We start from the raw sequence: 24,534 nt of genomic DNA on the forward strand, positions 1-24,534 counted from the left end.
ATTATGGTAATATCGCTTTTTTGGAATTTGTGGGCTTTATTAGCCAAAATATAAAAAAATAGGAACAAAATGAGTAGCAAACAACTTATAGGCTTTAAGCAGGATAATAAAATTTTTGATTTACAAACCGCGCTAGAATCTAGCAATGAAAATGCTAACAAAGATTTTGATAGATTAGAGGATTTAGATGGGATTAGCGGGGATAAAATCTATTTTGACAATTCCCCTGAAGCCCTAGAGATTATCCGTCATTCTTGTGCGCATTTGCTAGCCCAAGCGATAAAGAGCCTTTACCCTGAGGCGAAGTTCTTTGTAGGTCCTGTGGTAGATGAGGGGTTTTATTATGATTTTAAGGTAGATTCTAAAATCAGCGAGGAGGATTTGCCCAAAATCCAAAAGAAAATGAAAGAAATCGCCCAAAAAGGCTATGAAATCACCAAATCCACAATGACTCGCAAAGACGCGCAAGAGAGATTTGCCGATGATGAGCTCAAACTCGCGGTGATGAGCAAGATTACAGGGGATAGCTTTGGGATTTACACGCAGGGCGATTTTTTTGATTTGTGTCGGGGACCGCATTTGCCAAATACCAAACTTTTAGCGCATTTTAAGCTTACCAAAATCGCAGGAGCGTATCTAGGGGGCGATGAGAGTGCGCAAATGCTGACAAGAATCTATGGCATTGCCTTTGCGGATAAAGAGTCGCTAGATTCCTATATCACGCAAATGGAGGAGGCAAAAAAGCGCGACCATAGAAAACTTGGGCAAGAAATGGGGCTTTTCACATTTGATGAAGAAATCGGCGCGGGACTGCCGATATGGCTACCTGCGGGTGCGAGATTGCGCCGTAAAATAGAAGAGCTACTCACCCGCGCGCTGATAATGCGCGAATATGAGCCTGTGCGCGCCCCTGAAATCCTAAAAAGCGATGTGTGGCGCAAAAGCGGGCATTATGCCAACTACAAAGAAAATATGTATTTCACCACCATCGATGAGCAAGAATACGGCATAAAGCCTATGAATTGTGTCGGGCATATCAAAGTCTATCAAAGTGCTAAGCGAAGCTACCGCGAATTGCCGTTAAGATTTTATGAATACGGAATCGTGCATCGCCACGAAAAAAGTGGCGTGCTTCACGGGCTTTTGAGGGTGAGAGAATTTACCCAAGATGATGCGCATATTTTTTGCCTGCCTAGTCAGATTGAAAGCGAAGTCAATCAGATTCTAGAATTTACGCACAAGATAATGAAAGCCTTTGATTTTAGCTATGAGATGGAGCTAAGCACGCGCCCAAGCAAGTCCATAGGCGAAGATGAAATATGGGAATCCGCTACGCTTGCGCTACAAAACGCGCTAGAAAAAAACGGCATAAAATACGGCATAGATGAGGGTGGTGGGGCGTTTTATGGACCTAAGATTGACATAAAGATAACCGATGCGATAGGGCGAAAATGGCAATGTGGCACGGTGCAGGTGGATATGAATCTGCCTGAAAGATTTGAGCTAGAATATATCGATGAAAATAACGAAGCCAAACGGCCTGTGATGCTACACCGCGCGATTTTGGGGAGTTTTGAGCGGTTTGTAGCGATTTTGACAGAGCATTTTAGCGGGGAGTTTCCTTTCGCCCTTGCGCCCACCCAAGTGGTGCTTATCCCTATCGGGCAAGAGCAAAACGCGTATGCGAAAGAAATCCAGCTAAAACTGCGCGAAATCGGCGCATATAGCGAAGTGAGTGATAAAAATGAAACCCTATCAAAGCGCGTGCGCAACGCAGAAAAAGCCCGCGTGCCTTTAATCGCCGTCATCGGTGCAAACGAAGTGGAATCCAAAATGCTAGCATTGCGCGATAGACGCGTGAAAAAAGAGGATTCACAATATAATCTAAGCGAAGGAGAATTTTTGGAAATGGTAAAATCTAAATTGCAAAGGGTGAGCTTTGAGTAAAGAAGAAGTGCTAATAAATGAGGAAATAAACCTTAGCGAAGTGCGCTGTATCAGCGATAGTGGCGAAGTGTATGGGGTGATGAGCTCTAGGGAGGCGTTAGAAATCGCGGTGAGGGAGGATTTGGATTTGGTGCTTATCTCGCCAAATGCCAAACCACCTGTCTGTAAAGTAATGGACTATGGGAAATTCCGCTATCATCAAGAAAAGCGACAAAAAGAAGCGCGCAAAAAGCAAAAACAAATCGACATCAAAGAAATCAAACTCTCCACCCAAATCGCCCAAAACGACATCAACTACAAAGTAAAACACGCAATCGAGTTTTTAAATTCTGGAAAACATGTGCGATTCAAAGTATTTTTAAAACAGCGCGAGGTAAATATCCCTGAAGCTGGGGCTGATACGCTAAAAAAAGTCGCAGCAATGATAGAGGAAATCGCGATAGCAGAAAAAGAGCCAAAGCTAGAGGGGCGGTATCTCTCCGTGCTGTATGTGCCTAAAAAAGTCAAGTGAAAGACGAAGTGAGTTTGTGGTATAATGCCAAACTTACAAAAATTAGGAGCAAAAATGAGCGAGAATCAAACAACAACACAAGTAAATTCTAAACATTTAAGTGGTTATGGCCTAGCATTAGAGTTAGCAAAAAAAATCCGCGCACAAGGAATAGCAGAGCAAGCAAAAACTAACACAAAACAAACCACAAAACAAGCTAAAGAAGTAAAAAAATAATGCTAGAGATTACACTAAAATTTGCAAATATATTGTTGCCTATTGTTACGATTTTGGCGTCATTTTGGATTGCTAAAAAGATTTTTATCCAAAGTGCCACTGTGGAGATAGAATTTTCTATGACGCAAAAAATAGAAAACTATTTAGATTCTAATGCTGATAAAAATTTGGACGAAAATGGCATAACGCTCGCTAAATTTAAAATTTTAACTGCCCTTGATTTGTATTACAAATACTATATGCAGGGCTATTTAAATAAAAAAGTAGTCGATGAAAATAATGCAATATATCAAGGGATTATTGACGAAAATATGGATATTATCACACAAAATAACAACATACATAAATACGCTGTGCAACATAGCAATATCTAATCTTATGAAAGGAGGTAGCAAATGCCAAAGATGAAAACAAATCGCGGGGCGGCAAAAAGATTTAAATGCAAAAAAAATCTTATCAAACGCGGCAGTGCGTTTCGCAGTCATATATTGACAAAAAAATCGCCCAAGCGCAAAGCGCGACTAAAATCGCCCCATTTTGTGCATAGCGCGAATATTGATTCTGTGAAAAATCTACTTTGCCAAGCGTAGCGTTGTGGCATAGATTTCACAATGTGGATAAATCGCTTAATGTGGAGCGTTTATAAGGCTTGCACATTTTAAAATGCACAAAAAATGCGAGTAAAAAAGAGAAGTTTCAGTCAAAGTCCCCCTTAAAAATGCGTAAAATAGATTTTTACAAATACGCAAAAAGGGAAAGATTAACTCTAAAACAATAAAAATAAGCGCAGGGATTTTGAGGCGTGTTTATGGGCTTTATGAGGCTATGAGCCAAGATAGAATATGTCATTCATCGCAGGCGAAATAACCGAAATAATCTCACAAATACGCCCAAAAGCACAAGCGTGAAATAAGAGTTGCACCTAAAAAAGGTAAAGGAGAAACAATGAGAGTAAAAACAGGCATAGTGCGCCGTAGGCGACACAAAAAAGTCCTAAAACAGGCAAAAGGCTTTTATAGCGGGCGTAGGAAGCATTTCCGCAAGGCAAAAGAGCAACTAGAGCGAAGTTTGTGCTATGCGTTTCGCGACAGGAAGCAAAAAAAGCGCGATTTTAGAAGTCTTTGGATTATCCGTATCAATGCCGCGTGCAGAATGCAGGATATAAGCTATTCTAAGTTTATGCACGGGCTAAAGCTCGCAAATATCGAGATGGATAGGAAGATTCTCGCCGATATGGCGTTAAATGACATTGAGAGCTTTAATAAACTCGTGCAAAGCGCAAAAGGCGCAATGAAATAGCGCGATAGCAATAGGACAGCATTGTTTATCGTGTATTGCGCATAACGGTGATAAAGCTAACGAAATTATGGTTAGCTTTATCATCACAGCAATAAATAGTATTGACTATTCAATACAAAAGGGCAAGAGTGAAGCTGATTAACTTGCTTGACTTCTATAATCTATACAATACAAACAACATAACCGAACAAATCAAAATATACTTAGAAATCATTCATAGTAAAGATTACGAGTTAGAAGATGTAGCGTTATTATGTAAAAATCTTAAATCGCATACTTCTCGTTGTCATATCTTTGAAAACTATTACATTTATTTATAAAACCCACTACCTTTTCACAAACTCAAAAATTCCTACCACGCCGTTATTTTTGTATTCAGGGATAGAATCTAACTTGTCTTTATACACCTGCAACGCACCATTTTTGCGCTCCATACACATAATCGTCCCAAAACCATCGATATAGCTAAACTCCGCGATGTCCATCTTATCAAGCGTATCGATGATGATCTCTGGGCGAAATACGCGGTGGGCGTTAAAACAAACCTTGCTAATTTGCCCCACAGGGACACTAAAATATAACCTCCCGCCCTTTTTCAAAACGCGCTGAAATGCCTTCAAAGCGCACTCCCACGCATCTGGCTGGATTTTATCACCAAATCGCCCAAGCCCAAAATGCTCCACGCTACAAAGCGCGGAGATAGATTCTACACTCTCATCTTTGATATATTCTAAATTTGTCGCATCTGCTTGGATATATTCCACGCCACAGGGACGATTCCCCCCCCCCGTTTAGAAATGTGGTGTTAAAATCATTTGACATTTTGCGAATGTCAATAAGCACGATTTTTTGCTTTTGCGCTAGTAAATGCGCAATAAATCCCCATACGCTAGAACCCACATCATAATGCACCGCAGGGTGATTTTCTAGCACTTTTCGCGCACCCCAAATATCTTGGATAAAGTAAGAGTTATCGATAACTCCGCCATTTTCCGTGTATTTGTCGCCTTTGCAAATGTAGAGATTTTCCTTTTCCATCACAAAGCGCGTATCGTTATTCAGGCGTTTATACTCAGCCATATCGGCTTGAATCTCGCTATCACTCATCATTCTTACATTGTGTGGCGTTTTTATAATCCCAATTTGTCGCAAGATTCGCTTTATCTCGCGTTTGATTTTTTGTGCAGTTGTCATTATTTCTCCTCTCATTGTCTTAGTCTTAATCCACATTAAGCGGATTTTCTCTATCAATTTTAATGGAAATTGATAGGGTTTTTGCGCTTTGATTTTGGAATTATATCCAAGATTTTGTTCTCTTGTTTGATTTATTAGTTTTTTAATCTGGCATTTGTTGAATCTAATATAACTACTTTTAGACAACACGAAATCTCGCCCAAAAAGTTCTCCACACAAATATAAAACATATACAAAAATCATCTTAATTGTCTTGATTTTACAATCAGTTTTTATGATTTGGGTTACGATTGGTTTTTAATAATTATTTTGAGGTGGCTTAAGCGGTGTATTTTTTTACTTTAGTTGTATTTGCAATTTGTAAATAATATCAATATAAGATTCATTACTATTCAAGATATTTAAAAATGATGTTTTTGAAAAAAGCGAAAAAATCATATCAATGAGATTAAAATTATCAATTCGTTTTGCAACTAAAACAAATGCAAGGAATACAATATGTGAAGTATAGAGTAACCAATTTGAAAGAAGCCAAAAATCTTACCTTACTTAAAAACTTAAAAGCAACTTCATTTTAGATATAATGCCAAAATCAAATGGCAAGATTTATACCAATCGTGGTATAAAAATGATAAAAATAAGTCGCTTAAGTTGGGTTTAGCCACATCAGACCAAAGGAAATCAAAATGACAAAATCAAAACGACAAAATGATATAAATAGCGCAATCAAAACTGCAAAAACAAGTGCGATTTTGCCTATTTATGCTAGGCAAGAGGTTGTCTTTGAGCGCGGGAGGGGCGTATATCTATATGATACGCTAGGCAAAAAATATTTAGATTTTGGTGCGGGAATCGCAGTAAATGCGTTAGGATACGCACACAAAGACTTCACAAATGCCCTAAAAAAGCAAGCTAGCAAACTGCTACATATCTCAAATTTATACTACAACACCCTTGCGATAAAAGCCGCAAACAAGCTAGCAAAAGCATCGCATTTATCAAAAGTATTTTTTACAAATAGCGGGGCAGAAGCTATCGAGGGCGCACTAAAAGTAGCAAAAAAATACGCCTACAACAAAGGCATAACCCACCCAAAAATCATCGCTTTTAAGGACTCTTTTCACGGACGCACTTTAGGCGCGCTATCCATCACGGGCAATGAAACTTACCAAAAGCCATTTAAACCTTTGCTAGATTGGGTAGAATTTGCAGAATTTAACGACATAAAAAGTGTGGAAAATCTTATCGCCAAATACGCCAAGTCAAGCAACGCAAAAGATTCTAAAATCTGTGCGATAATCTTAGAGCCTGTGCAAGGAGAGAGCGGGATTTTGCCTGCGAAAAGGAAGTTTTTGCGCGATTTGCACCATATTTGCAAAACTCAAGACATACTACTTATCCTAGATGAAATCCAATGTGGTATGGCACGAAGTGGCAGTATGTTTGCCTATCAACAATACGGAATAATGCCAGATATTCTCACTACTGCAAAGGCTTTGGGCTGTGGCGTGCCTGTGGGGGCATTTGTGCTAAATCAAAAAGTAGCCCAACATTCGCTAGAAAAAGGCGAACACGGAAGCACTTATGGAGGGAATCCATTTGCGTGTGCGGCGGTTAGCAAGGTGTTTGACATATTTGAAAAACAAAAGATTTTAGAGAGAGTAAATGCTAATGCTCCATTGCTAAAAAATGCCCTAGAATCAATGAAAAGCAAGTATAGCGTTATCAAAGAGGTGCGCTCTATGGGGCTACTAGCAGGGCTAGAGCTAGAAAGTAGCCTAAAGATAACCCAAATCATAGAATCCGCTCTCAAAAAAGGGCTTATCATCTTGCCCGCAGGCAAAAATACTCTGCGCTTTGCCCCACCGCTAATCATTAAGCCCAAGCATATAAAGCAAATGCAAAAAATCCTAGAATCTGTGTTTGATGATTTTGCTTAAGCGGTTATTGCAAATGCAGTGTCGGTATTGATAAAAGATTTTTGTAAAATCCACAACCAAAATCCACGATATTTTAATCTAACGAATATTTATACATAATTTGTAGATTAGATAAATATTTTCGATACAATGCCTAAAATTTTTATCTTTGTTTGATGATGTTTAAACGACAAAATCAAACAAAAAAATAATAAAAAGCGAGGCAACGACTATGAATAATCTTAAAATTACATTGTTTTGGTTTTTAAAATATAGTGAGTTTGTTTTTCTTTTTGCTTATAAAATCTTGGCTCAATTTAACTTAATCAAAAATCTTACTACAAAAATTTGTGCTTTTAGTGTCGCGTTTTTAGCTTCTTGTGGCTCTGTATGCCTTGCTGAAAGTAGTGGCGCATTTATCGGGGCTAATTATGGCTATGGTGAGTTTAGACAAGTTACTAGCGGTGGCGGACTTTCATTTATGGGTGCTACTATCAATGCAAGCGAGCGCACAACGATAAAAACCGATAGTTTTAGTGTAGGATTTTTGATGGGGTATAAGCATTTTTTTAATCCATATTTTGGATTTCGCATATTTGGGGGAATTGATGTGTATGTGCCTGAATTTCTAAGCGATGGGCAAAAAGAATATGCGACTTTGATAACTTATGGTGCAAATTTGGATTTGCTTGTAAATTTTATCGCAAAAGAAAAAGTAAATTTTGGGATTTTTGTAGGTGGTGGCGTGGGTGGAAACACTTGGCTTAGCAAAGAGATTGAAAATATAAAGCAAGATATAAAAGCTAATAATATGGGGTTTAAAGTAAGACAGAGTGGGCTTGATGTCGCGCTAAATGCGGGCTTGCGCGTCCATATCGCTAGGCGACACGGCATCGAGCTAGGGGCTAGATTGCCATTTATGCCTATGGTGTTGCTAAATGAAAATATCACTCAAGCAGGGCTAAACACAAGCATAAAGATAGAATATAGACACGATTATAATGTGTTTGGCAGATATACTTTTATGTTTTAGATTTTATGTTTTTAGGTTAGGTTTTTTAGACAAAAAGATTTTGGTATTTGAGACTTTGTGAAATGATGATTTTACAAAATCGCGTTTTACAAAATTGCGTTTATTTGGTAGATTTTTTGATACTTTTGGATTTTTAGATTTTAGTATGGCAAATTTAAGTGGGTAAAGTCATTGCGAGCCGTTGTATTTTAGATTTAAATACAATGCGTGGTAATCCATAAAAACAAAAAAACATTGTCATACTAAGTTTTTGCAAGAAGCCGAAGTATCTCAAAAATCTAAAAATGCAAATAGAGATATTTTGCTACGCTAAATATGACAAAGAAATTAGCACGAGGTGGATTAAATGACATTATTTCCCTCTCATGTGCGGATTTGCAAACCTCTTGCCCCCACCTCCCCACTTAGCACGAAATTGTAGGATTTTGCAATTTTTTAACATAAACCAAAAATGGTGTGGTTTTTGCTTTTTAGATGTTTGATTCTAGTTTGGTGCTAGCTCTCTCCTAGCACGCAGACTAGACATCACTTAGCGACTTTTTTATAACTTTTTAAAAACCTCTTGCAAATACACAAAAACAAACTTCCAAAAAACCGCCAAAATAGCAAAATCCACACAAATCACAACGCAAAATCACACGACAAAAAACAGCCAAACAAGACAAAGGCTTAAAGCAAATAAAAAACAAAATTTATGGATAATTTATAAACGAGAATAAGTGATAATGCTTTCATAGCGAAGTAAAAAGAAATATAACCGTGTGGCAAAAATCATAAGCACAACAAAAGAAGTAAAAAAATAGCAATAAAAAAAGGCGAGGGGGTAGCCCGTGCTACCAATCCTCGCCTACAAATGCCTAAATAAAATACTTGCCAAAAAACACTGCCTAAAGGCACAAAAAGCGTGCTATAAAACTAGTCCTTTCGATTTACAAACTCATCGACTTGCTTTACAGCTTCTTCTTTGAGCTTTTTGGCATAGTCCTCTCTAGCTTCGCTTACTAAGTCCATAGCCACTTCTTGGAGTATCTCATCTGAAACCCTTGAGTAGATATTATCTAGCACAAACCTTCTTACAACCTCCGTCCTATACGGCTTTAGCTGCTCCATCACGGCTTGCACTATTTCATCGACATACTCATCATCAAAATGCCTATCGACTTTTTTACGGATTTTAAATAACGCTTTAGCATACATATCCTCGATGTATTTTTCGCCGAGTTTTTTTGCTAGCTCGCGTTTTTTCTTAGGATTTAGCTCCCTATTAAAATCCTCCATAATCTCATCTTCCATACTCACAAAAGCCCGTGAGTTGTCGAGCTTGACTATGGTGTCATATAGCTGGTCTTCGACTAGCTCATAGACTTCATCGATGATTTCTCGTTGTAGCTCAGATAGCTCGCCTTTGGGCAATGCCCCGTTATTTTCGTTGTTTGTTTCGGCATTAAGCGTTAGTGTTTGCTCTTCGTTTTTTGAGTTTTTCCATCTATCGATGACATATACACCGCTTACAACGATGCCCACAAAAAGCGCGACACCAACCACAATGCCAACAAACGCAGTTTTCGTTTTCATTCAAACCTCCTTATTCAAATCCGCCATTCTTGGCTATGACACTTCCTAAAATCTAGGCTAGATTTTAGCTAGATTCTAAAAAGTGCGTATAGTTGTTACCATATCGTTTAGTTTTTATAAAACTTTTATCTTAGGCAACAACTCATTGTAATGTTTTTTCATTTTTGAGTGTTGTCCCTCTATGGTTAAGCAGTTTTTCGTCTTGCTTAGGACTTTAAGTGATTCTAGCTTGGGGCGCAAAACTAACTTGCAAATCAAACCCACTTAAACTAATCCCCCAAAAAACCGACTCCATTTATCTTTGGATTCTTATTTAGATTTTGCATTTGAAAATCTACTAAAATCCCAAAAAGAGCCTTCATTTTTACTTGCTTTTTTGTTTGGGAGGTTAGTTTTTGGGTAGGCTATTTTTTTGCTAGCCTGTTTTTGGTTGCCCTGTCGTTAAAAGCACTTTTGGTAAAGGGACAAGCGCAACTAGCTTGATGACCTTTGTCATCAAATGCTGCGTGCAATGACTCGCCTTTGCGTAGGTTGTAAAGATACAACTTGTTTTTGTAGCATACAAGCGTTTCGCCCGAAGTGTTAGAATCCTTAAACGATGCGCTTGTTTGACAAAACATTTTGTCAGAGGAGATTTCGCCTGCGATTTCAAATACAGAAAAAGCATTTACAAAACTAATGCCCGCGAAACTTACACCTACCAACCATACAGCTACTGCTGTTATACTCAACTTCCCTAGCCTCATAGCTCTCTCCTTAGAGACATTCAGTCTATCTCCTGTGTTTTCCGCTAAAATCTTTTGTGTGCAGGTTTTGCACCAAAATCTTTCATTTAGGACAGACACAAGACAAAGCTCCTCAATGAACGCGGCTTAAAACAGAGTCTGCGAGGGGCGATAAAATCACCGCTTTAGCTAATCTATATGACTACCCAAAGCGCAATCACCTCGTGGCGTTTAAGCAGTTTATCCTCTTGCTTAGGAGGAGGGTTTATTGTGGTTTTTGTTGCGCTAGCTTTGTTTGTGTCCCATCTTGGCTTGTTTTTGCGCTTTTATCCTGCTTTTTTGCCACTTTTTGCTTTTTTTGTTTTGGCTTGCTGTTTGTTTTCCCAAAAAGGCTTATTGCTTTGACTTTTGCTAGCATATTTCCACTATTGCAAGCGCAGGCGATACTGCCTATCTCTGGGATTATGGGGGTTAGCTCTTGGCTTTTTCTTGTGTTGTAGGTGTAGAGTTTGTTTTTGTAGCAAGCGATTCTATTTGCGCTACTTAATTTTGGCGGATTGCCCTTTTTGCCTACGGCAAATGAGCAAAAATCTGGCTTTTTGCTTCGCTCTTTTTTTACATTTAGATTTTGTGAGACTTCTAGCAAATCTAGTGCGCTAGCAAAGCCTGCTAGAAATATTAGATTTATCAATAAAATAAGGGGGAATTTTCCCATTTTTTTACTACGACAAAAATCATACATAGAAACATACATAGCTCTCTCCTTAGAGACAATTTTTTGTTTCTCATTATGCTAGACAAAATGAGAAAAATCTCTTTTGGCATACTAGCTATGTAGGCTAAGTAGGCTTAATAAAAAGGTGGCAAATTATCGTCCTACAAGGGATTTTGATGCTTTCTTATAGCTCTGCCAAAAGACAATTTTAAAGAACTTTTCTTTAGCAGTTTATCCTCTTACTAGGGAGGAAATTTTCTTACTAGAATTATACAAAAAAAAAAAAACGATTCCTTAAAGGCGCAAAAAAATGTTAAAAAATTTTTGCCATTTTTGTAGAGAAAAGCCACAAATGCCCACGCAAACGAAACTAGCAAACACAACAAAATTTAACCAAAAATATGTAGAAAATATACACATTTTTCGCACGATTTTTGGGCATTTTTGGCTATCAAAATTTGACATCAAAAAGGCTAGAACATATCCACAAATTTTTGCTTAAAAAATGAACATTTCTATGGGATTTAGATGAGAGGTTTTTTGGTGCTTTTGTGGTGTTTAAAAAATATTTTTGCCATATCGTTTAGTTGCAAAAAACAAGCGGGACGCGGTTTTTAGAAAATCCCGTCATTGTGAGCAGATTTGGCGAGCGGATTTTGACAAAATCGGCGTGGCAATCTATTTTTGGATACTTCGATTTCTTTTTTTGTCTAAATATGACAATATATAAAAGTAGGCTATGTTTAAGTCCGACAAGAACCCACCCCCTAACCCCCTCGTGCTAAGGGAGGGGGAACAAGAGAGTAGCGACCCCGCAAGGGAGGGGGGTTCTTTGTCGTCATTGCGAGCGGATTTTGATAAAAATGCGTGGCAAACTATAAAAACAAAAAAACATTGTCATACTGATGGAGCGTAGAAAGCGAAGTGTCTCAACTAAGGAAATAGAGATATTTTGTTTTCTTGCGAAATCTTAATATGACAACTTACTTTGTCATTACAAGCGACCGCAACGCGTGGCAATCTATAACCAAAAATTACAAAAAGCGTTATTTAGCAATGTTTAATTGTGGATTGCCACGCGATTTTTGTCAAAATCTGCTCGCAATGACAAAAATTCTTGTTTGACTAAAGATTGCGCAAAATCTTACAATGACAAAATGTCGCGCAAAATCTTATCGCAAGATTTTGCGAACTGATTAAAATTGCTAAAATCGTGGTATCTATCCCAATCTGTCCCAAAATACACTAAAAACACTCTGCCTAAATTTTGCCCAAATAATGTGCCACGATAGAATCTATGCTATAATCACGGGTCTTCAAAACATAAAGATTTAAGCAAAAGCAAAATCGCTACAAAGATAACAAAAACGCCCAAATCCCCACCAAAACAACAAAAAAACAAAACACGCCAAAACCACAAAAGGACACCAATGCTTAGTTTATCTCTGTCTCTAAATGCCATACTAGCGATTCTTTGTATCATCGCTATCGTGCGGGCAAGGACGCTAAAATCTACCCTGCAAAACACCCAAAATCTCCTAGCCAACTCTACAAAAGAATCCCAAAATCTAGCCCAAGAAAAAGCCCATTTCCAAGCCACTTTGCAATCAGCACAGCATTTTCACGCACAAGCCCTAGAGGACAAAACCTCCCAAATAAAAGAGCTAAGGCAAACCCACAAACTTGAGCTAGAAAATCTCCAAAAACAAGCCCAAGAAAACCTAAAAACCCTAAAAGAAGAGCTAGAAAAAAACCTCCAAAAAAACATACAAACCCAAAAAGAAGCCCTGCTACACCAAAACAAAATCGCTTTAAATAAGGATTCTAGGGAAATGCTAGAGGAGATTTTTAACCCCATAAAAAAAGAAATAGAGGATTATTCTAAGACATTGCTACAAAATGAGGCAAACCTAAAGGCAAATATTTCTCATATCTTTGAGTATTCGCGTAAATTAGGCGAGGATGCAAATAGGCTAGCAAAGGTGCTACAAGGCGATAAAAAGGTGCGGGGGAATTTTGGAGAGCTACAACTAAAAGCGGTGCTAGAATCTAGCGGGCTGCAAGAGGGGGTAAATTATGAGATTCAAAGTGGTTTTAATGAGGAGGGAAAGCGATATATCCCCGATGCGGTGGTGTATTTTGACAAAGACAAGGGGATAATCATTGATTCTAAATTTTCGTTGCCAAATTTGCCTGATTTTGATAGCTATGCAAATGATTTAAATAATATGGGCTATGAGGATTTGGGCGATTTGGGTTATGGTGGCGCGGGTAGCGTAAATGCTACAAAAAAAGCAGGACAAAAAAGCCAAAATGAAAACAACGCGGATTTTAGCCACGACTCTTTTTCAAATCAAAAAAACCAAAATCCACATAAAAATGACAAAGATTCTAGCCCAAATGATAATGCCCTAATCACAAATCCGCTCTTGCAAGCCCAAATCGCAAAAAATCTAAAATCCCGCATAGATGAGCTAGCAAAAAAGCCCTATAAAAAATTTAAATCAGCAAATCCCGCGTTTGCAAAGGCACAAATCTCAGAATTTATCTTGCTTTTTGTGCCTTATAACAATATTTTAGATTTGGCACTAAATGCCGACCCGTATATTTATCAATACGCTTACCAAAGGGAAATCTACCTTACCACGCCACACACGCTTTTTATGGCGTTAAAAACCATTAGCATTAGTTGGGTGCATATACAAAGCGATGAAAATGTGAAAAAGGCATTTGAGGAGATTGGTAGGTTTTATGATAAGTTTGTGGCGGTTTGCGAGGATTTTGAAAAACTAAAAGCACTTTTGTCCCAAGCCCAAAACAAAAGCGATGATATGGAGACAAAGCTAAGTGGAAAAGGCGGGCTTGCTTCAAAGTTTGAGCTATTAAAAGATCTAGGGGCAAAGACAAAAAAATCACTAGCTAAAATCCAAGAATCTAGCGACAAACAAGGCGAGGCACAAAAAGAGGATTTAGACAAACTAGACAAAACAAAAATCATCGACAATGATGAAAAATGGGCGTTAGTAGAATCTATGGATTCTAAAGAGCTAGCAGAGATTAGAGAGGAGGGGGATATTCCACAGATTTAGTTTGGTTTGGCTAGATTTGGCTTAGCTGTGGTGGTGGATTTTTGGTTTTTGGGAGTTTGAGGATTTGGGGATTTTATTAGCTTTTTGCGCTATTTTTATGATTTTTTACGATGTTTTTACAATGTCTATGTGGTTTTAGGATTGTTTATTAACGCTTTTTTTGCGTTTGTGGATTAGAATTTGCACGGCTAAAAATACCAAAATCTAAAAAGCAAAATCGTTGCGTAAATCTAAGCAAAAAGGAGAATCTACAATGATACAAAAATGTCTTTTTCCAGCTGCAGGCTATGGCACGCGATTCCTCCCTGCCACCAAGGCAATGCCAAAAGAAATGCTGCCCGTGCTAGCAAAACCGCTTATACAATACGGCGTAGAGGAGGCTTTGAGCGCGGGGTGTAAGACGATGGCGATAGTAACGGGGAGAGGAAAGCGAAGCATAGAAGATCATTTTGATATAAGCTATGAGCTAGAACACCAAATCAAAGGAACGGATAAGGAATTTTTGCTAAAAGAGGTGCGCTCCCTTATCAATCAATGCACCTTCTCATATACTCGCCAAAATGAGATGAAAGGGCTTGGACACGCGATTTTGACGGGAGAGACACTCATTGGCAATGAGCCTTTTGCGGTAATTTTGGCTGATGACTTGTGCTACAATGATAATAAAACCGTGCTAGCCCAAATGGTAGAGCTATACTCTAAGCATAAATGCTCCATAGTGGCGATAGAGGAAGTCCCGCTAAGCGAGGTAGATAAATACGGGGTAATCGCGGGCGAAGAAATCGCTCCAAATGTCTATCGCGTAAGCAAGATGATAGAAAAACCTAGCCAAAATGAAGCCCCATCAAATCTCGCGGTCATCGGGCGATATATCCTAACTCCTGATATTTTTGATATTTTGCGCGTAACGCCCCCGGGCAAAAAAGGCGAAATCCAAATCACCGATGCTCTAATGGAGCAGGCAAAAAATGGACGCGTGCTGGCATATAAATTTGCTGGAAAGAGGTATGATTGTGGGAGTTTGGCTGGGTTTGTCGAGGCAATAAACGCTTTTTATGAGAAGCAAAAAAATAAATAGATTTTGGTTGGTTTTTTAAAAACGATTTTGCTAAGGCACACTAGATAAAAACACACTTAAAAAGGGCAAAGAATGTATAATCACGGATTTTTCGCGCTATTTTTGATTATTGCGTTTGTGTTTGGGACGATTATGCTTGTGTTTGGGGTGGTGGCGCGCTCGATGTTTGGCGTGCGTCCGCCTAAGCCAAAGCAATTTAGCCTAAAAGATTTTAGGGAGCTTATACCCACTGCAAAAGATCAAAAAAAAGCCCTAGAATTAGTAGATATGTTTATCAAAAAATTTAACATTCTAGCCCCTCAATCCCCACAAAAACAAGAATGGCTTGATACGGTAAAAGAGCTAGTATCGCTTGATAGCATAGACACAGACAAAGCTGCTGAAGTGCGCGAGCGGCTAATCTCAAAAAATCCAAACTTGCAAAATGATATTACGCAGCTTGTGGGAAACGCGCTAAAAAACAAAAAGGCGTAAATCTAATATTTTTCTACTGCAAATATAAATCTTAAGTATGGCTAGATTTTCACTCCACAAAACAATCAAACAAAGTAAAATCCATAATAAAATCTAAAAATAAAATCTTTTTTACTGCCTTGTTTTAAAAGCGTGGGTTATGGCTATGGCTATGGCATCGGTAATATCAAGTGGTTTTATCTCGCTTTTTATCCCCAAAATCTGTCGCACCATAAAAGATACTTGGGTTTTATCAGCTTTTGCCTTGCCTGTTATGGTTTTTTTGATTTGCAGTGGGGTGTATTGGGTAAAGCTACCGATTTCTTGGAGGATTTTTAGGGCGATTGCGCCACGCATCTGGGCGAGCTTTAGCACGGATTGGGGATTGTAAGCAAAAAAGACATCTTCTAAAGCCACAGATTCTATGGGTTTTGTAGCTTTGTGTGCTTCAAATATAGAATCTAGGGCGTTTATGCACTCTAGGATTTGGGATTGGAGGTTTGATTTGGTGATTTTTATAAATCCTGCTTCGATTAGATTTATGGATTTGGCGTTTGATTTGGTGGATTCTATGATGGCATAGCCACAATTTCTACTGCCCGGGTCAATGCCTAAGATTTTCATTTATGTCCTTAAATATATTTTTGAAGAGGTTTAAAATGGTGTTTTTTAAAAAAATGGCAAATATTTAAGAAAAATTTGTTTGATTATATCTTTTTCGTGGTGTTTTTAGAACGATTTTTGCTTTTTTGGTGTATGTTTTTTGCGCATATTTGTAGAAAATCAAAATGGTGTGAAAAAGTGAATAAGCCAAAAAAGATTTTTATATAAATATTCTGTGTGCGCGATATATGAGCGTTTAGAAAATCTAAGGAGTAAAAATGGTTTGGGACAAGGTGCTAGGTGTGCTAAAGGAGGAAATATCAAATTTTGATTTTGAGACATACATATCGCTTATAAAATATGATGAAAACGCTTCAAAAAGCAATGTATGCGTGCTTATCGTGCCAAATCCATATATAGAAAATTGGGTAAAAAGCAATTACGCGCTAAGGATTGCGCATATTTTTGAAATGCTAACTAAGACAAAGCCTGAAATCCGCTTTAGCCTATCAAAAGATAAAACAAGCACCAAAAAAGCGCAAACAAAGGCAAAATCTAATAGTTTACAAGTATCATATCAATCCCAATATACTTTTGAAAATTTCGTAGTGGGGGATTCTAATAAATCAGCTTATACGATTGCCCAAATGGTGGCAAATACGCAGGCAAAGGCGTATAATCCCGTGCTTTTTTATGGCAACACGGGGCTTGGCAAGACGCATTTGCTTTGTGCGATAGGGAATTTTGTCCGCGCAAGTGGAAAAAGTGTGATTTATCTCACAACAGAAGAGTTTATGAATGATTTTTCTAGGCATCTAAATACCGTGGGAATGGACGCTTTTAGGGATATTTATCGAAATTGTGATTATTTGCTGATTGATGATATTCAGTTTTTGGGTGGGAAAATGAGCTTGCAAGAGGAATTTTTCAACACTTTTGAAGCACTTTATAAGACAAATAAACAAATCGTAATGACAAGCGATAAATTGCCAAAGCAAATTCAGGGGCTAGAGGAGAGATTGCGATCTAGGTTTGAGAGCGGAATGCGGATTGATATTCAGCCACCGGGCGTTGAGACAAGGATCAAAATCATAAGCCAAAAATGCGTGGATAACAAAATCTCAATGGATAAAGAAATCATAAACTACATAGCAGAACATATCAGCGAAAATGTCCGACAAATCGAAGGCGTAATCGCAAAAATGCGCTTTCACAACGCAATGACAAGCCAGCCTCTAAGCGTAGAAATGGCAAAGACCGTGCTAGATGAAATCCTAAAAGAAAACCAAGAGGAAGTAACCATTGATAAAATAATCCGCGTAATCGCAAAAGAACTAAATGTCAAAATCAGCGAAATAACAAGTGGCTCTCGTGTGCCAAAAATCGTCCAAGCTCGCCATATCGTGCTATACTTCATCAAAAATTCTGCTAGCAATATGGAATCTATGAGTAATGTGGCTAGCCGACTAGGGCTAAAAAACCACGCCACAGTCAGCAAAGCTCTCGCCAAAATCAACAAACAAATCGAAGAAAGCCAAGAATTAAAGCATTTAATACTAGATTTGAAAAATAAAATGCAAAATGAAAAAAATCTATAATGTGAATATAATAAATTTTGGTAGAATTACAAACATAGCAAAAAAGCGGTTTGAAGTATGAAAAAAGTGTGTGAATGTGGCGTGTAAAAAATGGCACAAAAATCTAGCTAAATCTAATAAATCTCATAGCAAATCTATGATTTAGGTTTTTTTGTAGTGGCGATGAGATGGGATTTTGCAAGGGTTTTTCACATATTCACACCCTCTACTAATACTGCTAAACATTTAATTTAAAAAAGGAGCAACGCGATGAAAATCACGCTAAATAAGTCAAACTTTGAGATTGTCCTAAACAACTTCCAGTCATTCTTAGACAAAAGGGATTCTTCACAAATCACTTCGCATATTTATCTTGAGACTACTGATGATAAATTGCTACTAAAAGCTACGGATTACGAGCTTTCAATCCAATCAAAAATAGACATTCTCCAAAAACACGAAGATGGGATTGCTACTATCGAGGGTAAAAAGATTGTAACAATCATAAAGCAACTAAAAGATGGAGAAGTAACGCTAGAATCTAAAGACGCTCAAATCTATGTAAAGCAGGGAAAAACTACTTATAAACTTGCGACATTTAATGCGAGTGAATATGATAATGCGACAAAATTCCCCGAAATAAGCGAGCAAGATAAGCAAATAAACTTAGATTCTGCGAATTTTATCGATTCTTTGCGAAAAGTAGCGGTAGCTTCTGAAGGGGCAAACAAGGACAATCATAGAGTAGAGCTTACAGGTGCGCTTTTAGATGTCAAAGACTATCAGTGCAATTTTGTCGCCACAGATACGCGCAGACTTGCTATTATCCGTCATTCTACGCAATCAGTGAGCGATTCTCTATCATTGATTATCCCAAAAAGGGCTATTTTGGAAATCACAAAGCTGTTTTTTGATGAATTTGAGATATTTTTCTCTGAAACTATGCTTTTTGTCCGCTCAGAAAACTATGTGTTTTCTACCAAGCTCATAAATGGCAAGTATCCAGATTATGAAAAGATTATCCCAAAAGATTTTGAAATCAAGCTAAAATTGCCAAAAAATGACATTATAGAAGCGATAAGGCTTATAAACCCGCTCGCTACAAAGATGAAAATCACCATAGATTCTAATGGAATCTCTTTTGAGTCTATGAGTATGGAAGAATCAGAATCTGCTAGCACACAGCTAGAAATCAGCCTAGATATGAAAGATGAGCTTACCATAGGTATGGATTCTAAATATGTGCTAGATTTTCTCTCATTTGTGCAGGGAAATGAATTTGAGATTTTGCTAAATGATGCAAATCTACCATTTTTGTTGCAAGATGAAAACTACTCTACAATCGTAATGCCTGTGATTATTTAATTAGTTTTTTATATTTAGACAAATATTAAACAGGGCATTTAGGCTTTTTTAAGAGAATCTATTTTTTAGATTCTCTTTGTTAAATTCTGCTTTCACATACTTTTTTACTCTACAACTTACACAAAGGATTGCGATGCAAAATGTTTCTTATACGGGCGAAAATATCAAGGTTTTAAAAGGACTAGAAGCGGTGCGAAAACGCCCGGGAATGTATATCGGTAGCACGAATATCAACGGGCTTCATCATATGGTGTATGAAGTGGTGGATAATTCTGTTGATGAGTCTATGGCTGGGCATTGTGATAGAATCAAAATAACGCTTACTTTAGAGGGGAGTGCGATTATTGAAGATAATGGACGGGGAATCCCTGTGGATATTCACCCAACTGAAAAAATCCCAACGGCAACGGTGGTGCTAACCGTGCTTCACGCGGGGGGGAAATTTGATAGTGAAGTGTATAAAGCATCTGGGGGGCTTCACGGGGTGGGCGTATCGGTGGTAAATGCGCTATCTTCAAAGCTCATAATGACAATCAAAAAAAATGGAAACATTTATCGACAAGAGTTTGCAGAGGGCAAGCCTACAAGCGAGCTAGAAATCATAGGAGAGACAAAAGAGAGGGGGACTATGATTGAGTTTTTCCCTGATGGGAAAATAATGGAAGTGCTAGATTTTGACAAAGATGTGCTTTTGAAGCGATTTAAAGAAATGGCTTATCTAAACAAAAATCTAACGATTGATTTTAAAGATGAGCGCGATGGCACGGAGGCTAGCTATCATTTTGAAAATGGTTTGGTAGAGTTTATCGATGATATAAACAAAAGAAATGCCATTCTTGGACAAACGATTTATTTTAAAGGTGTGGAGCAAGAGACAGAAGTAGAAATCGCCCTAACCTACAATGAGGGATTTGATGAAAATGTGCTTAGTTTTGTAAATAATATCCGCACGCCAGATGGCGGGACACACGAGGCAGGATTTCGCGCTGCGCTCTCACGCGTCATCACAAACTACATAGAGGCAAATGCAAATGCACGCGAAAAAGATGTCAAAGTAACGGGCGAAGATGTGAGAGAGGGGCTTGTGGCTATCATCTCTACACGCGTGATAGACCCGCAGTTTGAAGGGCAAGTCAAAGGCAAGCTAGGAAGCTCATTTGTAAAGCCAATCGTCCAAAAACTCACTTTTGATAAGCTAAGTAAGTTTTTTGAGGAAAATCCAAATGATGCTAAAAATATAATGCAAAAAGCTCTGCTAGCAGCGCGTGGAAGAGAAGCAGCAAAAAAAGCACGCGAAACGATGCGCAAAAAAGAGAGCTTTTCTGTGGGGACATTACCCGGCAAGCTCGCTGATTGTCAAAGCAAAGACCCTGTGGAATCTGAAATCTATCTAGTGGAGGGGGATTCTGCGGGTGGTAGCGCAAAGCAGGGGAGAGATAGGCGTTATCAAGCGATTTTGCCTTTGCGTGGGAAAATCTTAAATGTCGAAAAATCTCGCCTAGATAAAATCCTAAAAAGCGAAGAAATCAAAAATATGATTATTGCTTTTGGCTGCGGGATAGGCGATGAGTTTAGCTTGGAGCGATTGCGATACCATAAAATCATCATTATGACTGATGCTGATGTCGATGGTAGCCATATTCAAACACTTTTGATGACATTTTTTTATCGTTATTTAAAGCCTTTGATTGAAAATGGGCATATTTATATCGCACAGCCTCCGCTATATCGCTTCAAAAAAGGCAAAAAAGAAATTTATCTAAAAGATGATAAGGCTTTGAGTGAATATTTAAGCGAAAATGGCATAGAAAATTTCACATTTAAAGGCATTGGCAATAAAGAATTGCTAGAGATTTTGCGATTTATTGCGCATTATCGCTCTACGCTAAAAAGCCTAGAGAAGCGATATGCGATGATAGAAGTGGTGCGATATTTGATAGAAAATCTAAAAGAGGGCGGGGATAAAGATTTTGCTAAGTTGTATGAAAATATAGAGAAATTTTTATCTAGCATAGAGTGTAATATTTTGTCAAAAGATTTGAGGGAGGATTCTATCACGCTGTATGTGCAAACAAGTTTAGGTTTGCTTGATATAACCATAGATGAAAATCTATTTAGCGACCCGCTTTTTGTGGAGGCAAGGCATACTTATCATAAGATAAATGAGCGAGATTTGGCGTTTTTAAAAGATGAAAATGGTGTGAAAAAAGATGTCATAACTTTGCTTGAGGAAATCGAAAATTCTGCGAAAAAAGGTGCTGATATACAGCGATATAAAGGGCTAGGCGAGATGAATCCAGAGCAACTATGGGAAACTACAATGACACCTACTGATAGGACTTTGCTTCGCGTGCAGCTACCAAGCGAGGAGGAAGCAGATAGAATCTTTACGCTATTTATGGGCGATGAAGTAGAGCCTAGAAGAGAATATATCCAACTACACGCAAAAGATGTCAAACATTTAGATGTGTAAAAATGTGATTTGTAGGATTAGTCTCTTTTAGTTTTATTTAGCCTAAGGAATGGGGAAAATCTATGATTTAGTTTTTGATTTATTTGGTAAAAATTTATTTAAGGAATAGCCGTGTTTAATTTTTATAAAAATTCTACGCAAGTGATTGATGGCGTGGAGATAGTAGGTGTGCCTAGCTTTGATTTTGTGCTATTTGTGGCGTGTATTTTGGGTATTTTTTGTGGTGTTGGGCTGTATTTTTTGCCAAGTGTGATTGCTTTTGTCCGCGCTCATAAAGATAAATGGCTTATTTTTATCATCAATTTCTTTTTTGCTTGGACGGGGATTATGTGGTTTGTGGCGTTTATTTGGTCGATTTTCAGTAAAAAAGAGTAAAAACTTTTAGTATTTTTTAATCAAACTGCTAAGCAATTTTTGTTTGTCATACGAAGATTTTTGCTAAAAAACCGAAGTATCCAAAAATAAAATATTACAAATATTACAAACGCATTATTTTTGTAAAAATTTTGACATAAAATCTAAGCAAAATTTTCATTAACGCTTGATTTTGCTTATAATGTTTGTGAAACAATGAAAAGTATTAAAATTAGATTTTAAGTGATTTTTGGCGTGTTTTTGTGAGTTTTAGAGATAGATTTTGTAAGTTTAAGAATTTAGATTTTATAGAACTATCAAAAAAAAGCCTTGAGGCAGAATCTAAATAGATTCCAAACTCAAGGCTTCAAGGTTTTTTGTTTAAAACGCGTTTGGCAAGATTTTGCTAAAAAAGCGTTTTTTACAAAGACGGATTATCTACCGCGCACTATGATTTTGTCGCTTTGATAAAACCAAAGGGTAAATAGCTTTCTATCTGCGCTTTGGACTGCGGTGATTTGACCTTTTTCGATGGCATCACTTAGTGTGCATTTGCCAAAGCGAAAGATTCCAAAGAAACTTCGGCAAGTAGCCACACCTATTTTTGCTTGTCCTTGTGGGACTTCAGCGGAAGTGATGTTGATAGGTGTATTTACCGCGCAACCTGTCATCATCATCACACCTAATCCAGCTGCAAAAGCGAGTGCAAGACATTTAAACGAAAGAAATTTCATTTCGTGCTCCTTAGAGAAAAAAATTTGTTCTGCTTTGCTTAAAAAATGCAAGATAAATCATATTTTGCAAAAATTTAAAAAAACAAAACTATTTATTTTATCCCCCCCCCCAATTAAAAATGGCTTAAAAATATAAAATTTTTGAAAAATGGCTAAAAAAATGGATTTTGTGGATTTATTTTTAAAATTTTAAGATTGCTTTATTTTTTAGCGTAGATTTTAGGTTAGATTTCTATCTCTACTCCCACAGGGCAGTGGTCGCTCCCTAGTATCTGTGGATAGGCTTTGAAGTCGTTGTAGATTTTGGCGTTTTTTAAGGCAGATTCTAAGGATTTGGAGCAGAGGAAATAATCAATCCTCCAGCCCACATTGTTTTTTCTAGCTTTGCCAAAGTAGCTCCACCAGCTATACGCACCCTGCAACTCGGGGTAGAAATGCCGAAAAGTATCGATAAATCCAGAATTTAAAAGCGCGCTAAATTTCTCCCTCTCCCAGTCGCTAAAGCCTGCGTTGCCCTTAAACTTTATTTCGCCATTTTTGTCTTTTTTGGTGCAGTTTGTTTTGGGGTTTGCCAAATCGATTTCATTGTGGGCGACATTTAAGTCCCCGCAGATTATCACGGGCTTTTTGCGCTCCAAATCTTTGAGAAACGCGCGGAAGTCATCTTCCCACGCCATTCGATACTCTAGCCCCTCTAGCTCGCGTTTTGAGTTTGGAGTATAGACATTTACGAGGTAAAATTTCTCAAATTCTGCGGTGATGATTCTGCCCTCATTGCCCCTGCTGTGCTTTTGAATGCTATTTTTGTGAAAATCATTCATTTCGTAGCGCACATTTAGAGGTTTTATTTTGCTTAGCATTATCGTGCCTGAATAGCCCTTTTTGTCCGCGCTATGCCAAATCTCTGCATAACCCAAAGAGGTAAAATCAAAATCGCCTTGCTCTTTTTGCATTTTGGATTCTTGGATACAGAAAATATCGGCATCTATTTGCTTAAAAAACTCCATAAAGCCCTTATTCATACACGCTCGCAGTCCATTGACATTCCACGAGATGAGGTTTAGCGTTGGCATTTTTATTCCTTATAGTGTTAGATTTTAAATAAACTTGGGATTATAGTAGAATCTATGGTGATTTAAGATGAAATTTACACAATTTTGGATAAAATACCCGCTTTACTTTTTGTAAAATTTGCTTGCAAAATCTGCTTTAGATTTTGTGTAAAATGTTCTTTTTAGTTTTTTAGATTTATAAAATGGCTCGATAGCTCAGTCGGTAGAGCAGGAGACTGAAAATCTCCGTGTCGGTGGTTCGATTCCGCCTCGAGCCACCATTACTTCTTTTTCTTTTTTCCCTCATTTTTTATTATTCTAAAATCCTTGAGTGTTATTGTTTGATTTTTAGATTCTTTGTCTTTTTCACTAAAATATCGTATAAATAAATGGTGCGACTGCGCTACCTTGCCCTAGCACGATTAACGCGCCTAAAAATAGCATTATCAAAATCACAGGAAAAAGCCAAAATTTCTTTTGCACTTTTAGAAAAGCCCATAATTCTTTTAAGATACTCATTTTTTACTCCCTTTGTGTTATTTTTCTTATCATTGCGAAAAAATCCGCAATGTTTTTTGATATATTTTATACCCACCCCCTAGCCCCCTCGTGCTAGGGAGGG

At 37.8% G+C, this 24,534-nt stretch carries 26 protein-coding genes and 1 tRNA gene; 18 read left to right on the top strand and 9 right to left on the bottom strand.

The window, feature by feature from the left end; genetic code table 11:
• Positions 1 to 69: 69 nt before the first annotated feature.
• From thrS to rplT, 6 genes are all read left to right on the top strand, one after another.
• Positions 70 to 1,947, top strand: coding sequence for a threonine--tRNA ligase (gene thrS / locus ACWIX0_RS00915; RefSeq protein ID WP_454171143.1), 1,878 nt, complete (start codon positions 70 to 72; stop codon positions 1,945 to 1,947).
• Entirely contained in the window at positions 1,940 to 2,458 is a 519-nt protein-coding gene (gene infC, locus ACWIX0_RS00920; protein ID WP_454151602.1) for a translation initiation factor IF-3, read from the top strand. Before thrS ends, infC begins: the two co-directional genes overlap by 8 nt.
• A 54-nt stretch (positions 2,459 to 2,512) precedes the next feature.
• Complete coding sequence (locus tag ACWIX0_RS00925) at positions 2,513 to 2,674, top strand: hypothetical protein (RefSeq protein WP_454171144.1); 162 nt, start codon at positions 2,513 to 2,515, stop codon at positions 2,672 to 2,674.
• The gene (locus ACWIX0_RS00930) at positions 2,674 to 3,048 is read left to right on the top strand and encodes a hypothetical protein (protein ID WP_454171146.1); all 375 of its coding nucleotides are present in this window, start codon (positions 2,674 to 2,676) and stop codon (positions 3,046 to 3,048) included. The genes ACWIX0_RS00925 and ACWIX0_RS00930 overlap by 1 nt, the downstream gene beginning before the upstream one ends.
• Before the next feature lie 21 nt (positions 3,049 to 3,069).
• The gene (gene rpmI, locus ACWIX0_RS00935) at positions 3,070 to 3,264 is read left to right on the top strand and encodes a 50S ribosomal protein L35 (protein WP_023926866.1); all 195 of its coding nucleotides are present in this window, start codon (positions 3,070 to 3,072) and stop codon (positions 3,262 to 3,264) included.
• Positions 3,265 to 3,619: 355 nt separating this feature from the next.
• Complete coding sequence (gene rplT, locus ACWIX0_RS00940) at positions 3,620 to 3,973, top strand: 50S ribosomal protein L20 (protein WP_454151599.1); 354 nt, start codon at positions 3,620 to 3,622, stop codon at positions 3,971 to 3,973.
• 326 nt (positions 3,974 to 4,299) lie between these two features.
• On the opposite strand, the gene ACWIX0_RS00945 is transcribed toward rplT, so the two are convergent.
• A complete protein-coding gene (locus tag ACWIX0_RS00945) occupies positions 4,300 to 4,737 on the bottom strand; it encodes a DUF268 domain-containing protein (RefSeq protein WP_454171147.1) in 438 nt (145 codons plus the stop codon).
• Complete coding sequence (locus tag ACWIX0_RS00950; RefSeq protein WP_454171149.1) at positions 4,688 to 5,167, bottom strand: hypothetical protein; 480 nt, start codon at positions 5,165 to 5,167, stop codon at positions 4,688 to 4,690. The genes ACWIX0_RS00945 and ACWIX0_RS00950 overlap by 50 nt, the downstream gene beginning before the upstream one ends.
• A 725-nt stretch (positions 5,168 to 5,892) precedes the next feature.
• Here ACWIX0_RS00950 and ACWIX0_RS00955 point away from each other — a divergent pair.
• Positions 5,893 to 7,107, top strand: coding sequence for an aspartate aminotransferase family protein (locus tag ACWIX0_RS00955; protein ID WP_454171241.1), 1,215 nt, complete (start codon positions 5,893 to 5,895; stop codon positions 7,105 to 7,107).
• 211 nt (positions 7,108 to 7,318) lie between these two features.
• On the top strand, positions 7,319 to 8,119 hold the full coding sequence (locus tag ACWIX0_RS00960; protein ID WP_454171151.1) for an outer membrane beta-barrel protein: 801 nt from the start codon (positions 7,319 to 7,321) through the stop codon (positions 8,117 to 8,119).
• Positions 8,120 to 9,034: 915 nt separating this feature from the next.
• Here the strand turns inward: ACWIX0_RS00960 and ACWIX0_RS00965 are convergent.
• The 3 genes from ACWIX0_RS00965 to ACWIX0_RS00975 form a co-directional block, all read right to left on the bottom strand.
• Entirely contained in the window at positions 9,035 to 9,694 is a 660-nt protein-coding gene (locus ACWIX0_RS00965) for a hypothetical protein (RefSeq protein WP_454171152.1), read from the bottom strand.
• A 404-nt stretch (positions 9,695 to 10,098) separates the two neighbouring features.
• Positions 10,099 to 10,539 carry a hypothetical protein gene (locus tag ACWIX0_RS00970; RefSeq protein WP_454171154.1) on the bottom strand — a complete coding sequence of 147 codons (441 nt, stop codon included), beginning with the start codon at positions 10,537 to 10,539 and terminating at the stop codon, positions 10,099 to 10,101.
• Between the two features lie 145 nt (positions 10,540 to 10,684).
• A complete protein-coding gene (locus ACWIX0_RS00975) occupies positions 10,685 to 11,173 on the bottom strand; it encodes a hypothetical protein (protein WP_454171155.1) in 489 nt (162 codons plus the stop codon).
• Between the two features lie 271 nt (positions 11,174 to 11,444).
• Between ACWIX0_RS00975 and ACWIX0_RS00980 the strand changes: the two genes are divergently transcribed.
• The 5 genes from ACWIX0_RS00980 (at position 11,445) to ACWIX0_RS01000 (ending at position 15,775) form a co-directional block, all read left to right on the top strand.
• Complete coding sequence (locus tag ACWIX0_RS00980; RefSeq protein WP_454171157.1) at positions 11,445 to 11,636, top strand: hypothetical protein; 192 nt, start codon at positions 11,445 to 11,447, stop codon at positions 11,634 to 11,636.
• A 237-nt stretch (positions 11,637 to 11,873) separates the two neighbouring features.
• Entirely contained in the window at positions 11,874 to 12,050 is a 177-nt protein-coding gene (locus ACWIX0_RS00985; RefSeq protein ID WP_454171158.1) for a hypothetical protein, read from the top strand.
• 514 nt (positions 12,051 to 12,564) lie between these two features.
• Positions 12,565 to 14,223 (top strand): DNA recombination protein RmuC, encoded by a 1,659-nt coding sequence (rmuC, locus tag ACWIX0_RS00990; protein WP_454171160.1) that lies wholly within the window; start codon positions 12,565 to 12,567, stop codon positions 14,221 to 14,223.
• Between the two features lie 253 nt (positions 14,224 to 14,476).
• Positions 14,477 to 15,301, top strand: coding sequence for a UTP--glucose-1-phosphate uridylyltransferase GalU (gene galU, locus ACWIX0_RS00995; protein ID WP_454171162.1), 825 nt, complete (start codon positions 14,477 to 14,479; stop codon positions 15,299 to 15,301).
• A 72-nt stretch (positions 15,302 to 15,373) separates the two neighbouring features.
• Positions 15,374 to 15,775 (top strand): hypothetical protein, encoded by a 402-nt coding sequence (locus ACWIX0_RS01000; RefSeq protein WP_454171164.1) that lies wholly within the window; start codon positions 15,374 to 15,376, stop codon positions 15,773 to 15,775.
• A gap of 111 nt (positions 15,776 to 15,886) precedes the next feature.
• Here the strand turns inward: ACWIX0_RS01000 and ruvC are convergent, their stop codons facing one another.
• Positions 15,887 to 16,378: a crossover junction endodeoxyribonuclease RuvC gene (gene ruvC / locus ACWIX0_RS01005; protein WP_454171166.1), complete on the bottom strand. Its 492-nt coding sequence runs from the start codon at positions 16,376 to 16,378 to the stop codon at positions 15,887 to 15,889.
• Positions 16,379 to 16,635: 257 nt separating this feature from the next.
• On the opposite strand from ruvC, the gene dnaA reads away from it, so the two are divergent.
• The 4 genes from dnaA (at position 16,636) to ACWIX0_RS01025 (ending at position 22,147) form a co-directional block, all read left to right on the top strand.
• Positions 16,636 to 17,955: a chromosomal replication initiator protein DnaA gene (gene dnaA / locus ACWIX0_RS01010; RefSeq protein WP_454171167.1), complete on the top strand. Its 1,320-nt coding sequence runs from the start codon at positions 16,636 to 16,638 to the stop codon at positions 17,953 to 17,955.
• A 249-nt stretch (positions 17,956 to 18,204) separates the two neighbouring features.
• Positions 18,205 to 19,299, top strand: coding sequence for a DNA polymerase III subunit beta (gene dnaN / locus ACWIX0_RS01015; RefSeq protein WP_454171168.1), 1,095 nt, complete (start codon positions 18,205 to 18,207; stop codon positions 19,297 to 19,299).
• 133 nt (positions 19,300 to 19,432) lie between these two features.
• The gene (gene gyrB, locus ACWIX0_RS01020; RefSeq protein ID WP_454171170.1) at positions 19,433 to 21,772 is read left to right on the top strand and encodes a DNA topoisomerase (ATP-hydrolyzing) subunit B; all 2,340 of its coding nucleotides are present in this window, start codon (positions 19,433 to 19,435) and stop codon (positions 21,770 to 21,772) included.
• A gap of 111 nt (positions 21,773 to 21,883) precedes the next feature.
• Positions 21,884 to 22,147, top strand: a complete 264-nt coding sequence (locus ACWIX0_RS01025; RefSeq protein ID WP_454171172.1) for a superinfection immunity protein — start codon at positions 21,884 to 21,886, stop codon at positions 22,145 to 22,147.
• Positions 22,148 to 22,560: 413 nt separating this feature from the next.
• Here ACWIX0_RS01025 and ACWIX0_RS01030 read toward each other — a convergent pair whose 3' ends face one another.
• Together ACWIX0_RS01030 and ACWIX0_RS01035 are read right to left on the bottom strand one after the other, a co-directional pair.
• Entirely contained in the window at positions 22,561 to 22,860 is a 300-nt protein-coding gene (locus ACWIX0_RS01030) for a TRL domain-containing protein (RefSeq protein WP_454171174.1), read from the bottom strand.
• Between the two features lie 224 nt (positions 22,861 to 23,084).
• Positions 23,085 to 23,933, bottom strand: a complete 849-nt coding sequence (locus ACWIX0_RS01035) for an exodeoxyribonuclease III (protein WP_454171176.1) — start codon at positions 23,931 to 23,933, stop codon at positions 23,085 to 23,087.
• Between the two features lie 184 nt (positions 23,934 to 24,117).
• Here ACWIX0_RS01035 and ACWIX0_RS01040 point away from each other — a divergent pair.
• Positions 24,118 to 24,193 (top strand) — tRNA-Phe (locus ACWIX0_RS01040).
• Positions 24,194 to 24,281: 88 nt separating this feature from the next.
• On the opposite strand, the gene ACWIX0_RS01045 is transcribed toward ACWIX0_RS01040, so the two are convergent.
• On the bottom strand, positions 24,282 to 24,431 hold the full coding sequence (locus tag ACWIX0_RS01045) for a DUF5989 family protein (protein WP_454171178.1): 150 nt from the start codon (positions 24,429 to 24,431) through the stop codon (positions 24,282 to 24,284).
• Positions 24,432 to 24,534 lie beyond the last annotated feature (103 nt).

It is taken from the genome of Helicobacter sp. T3_23-1059 (assembly GCF_053654515.1).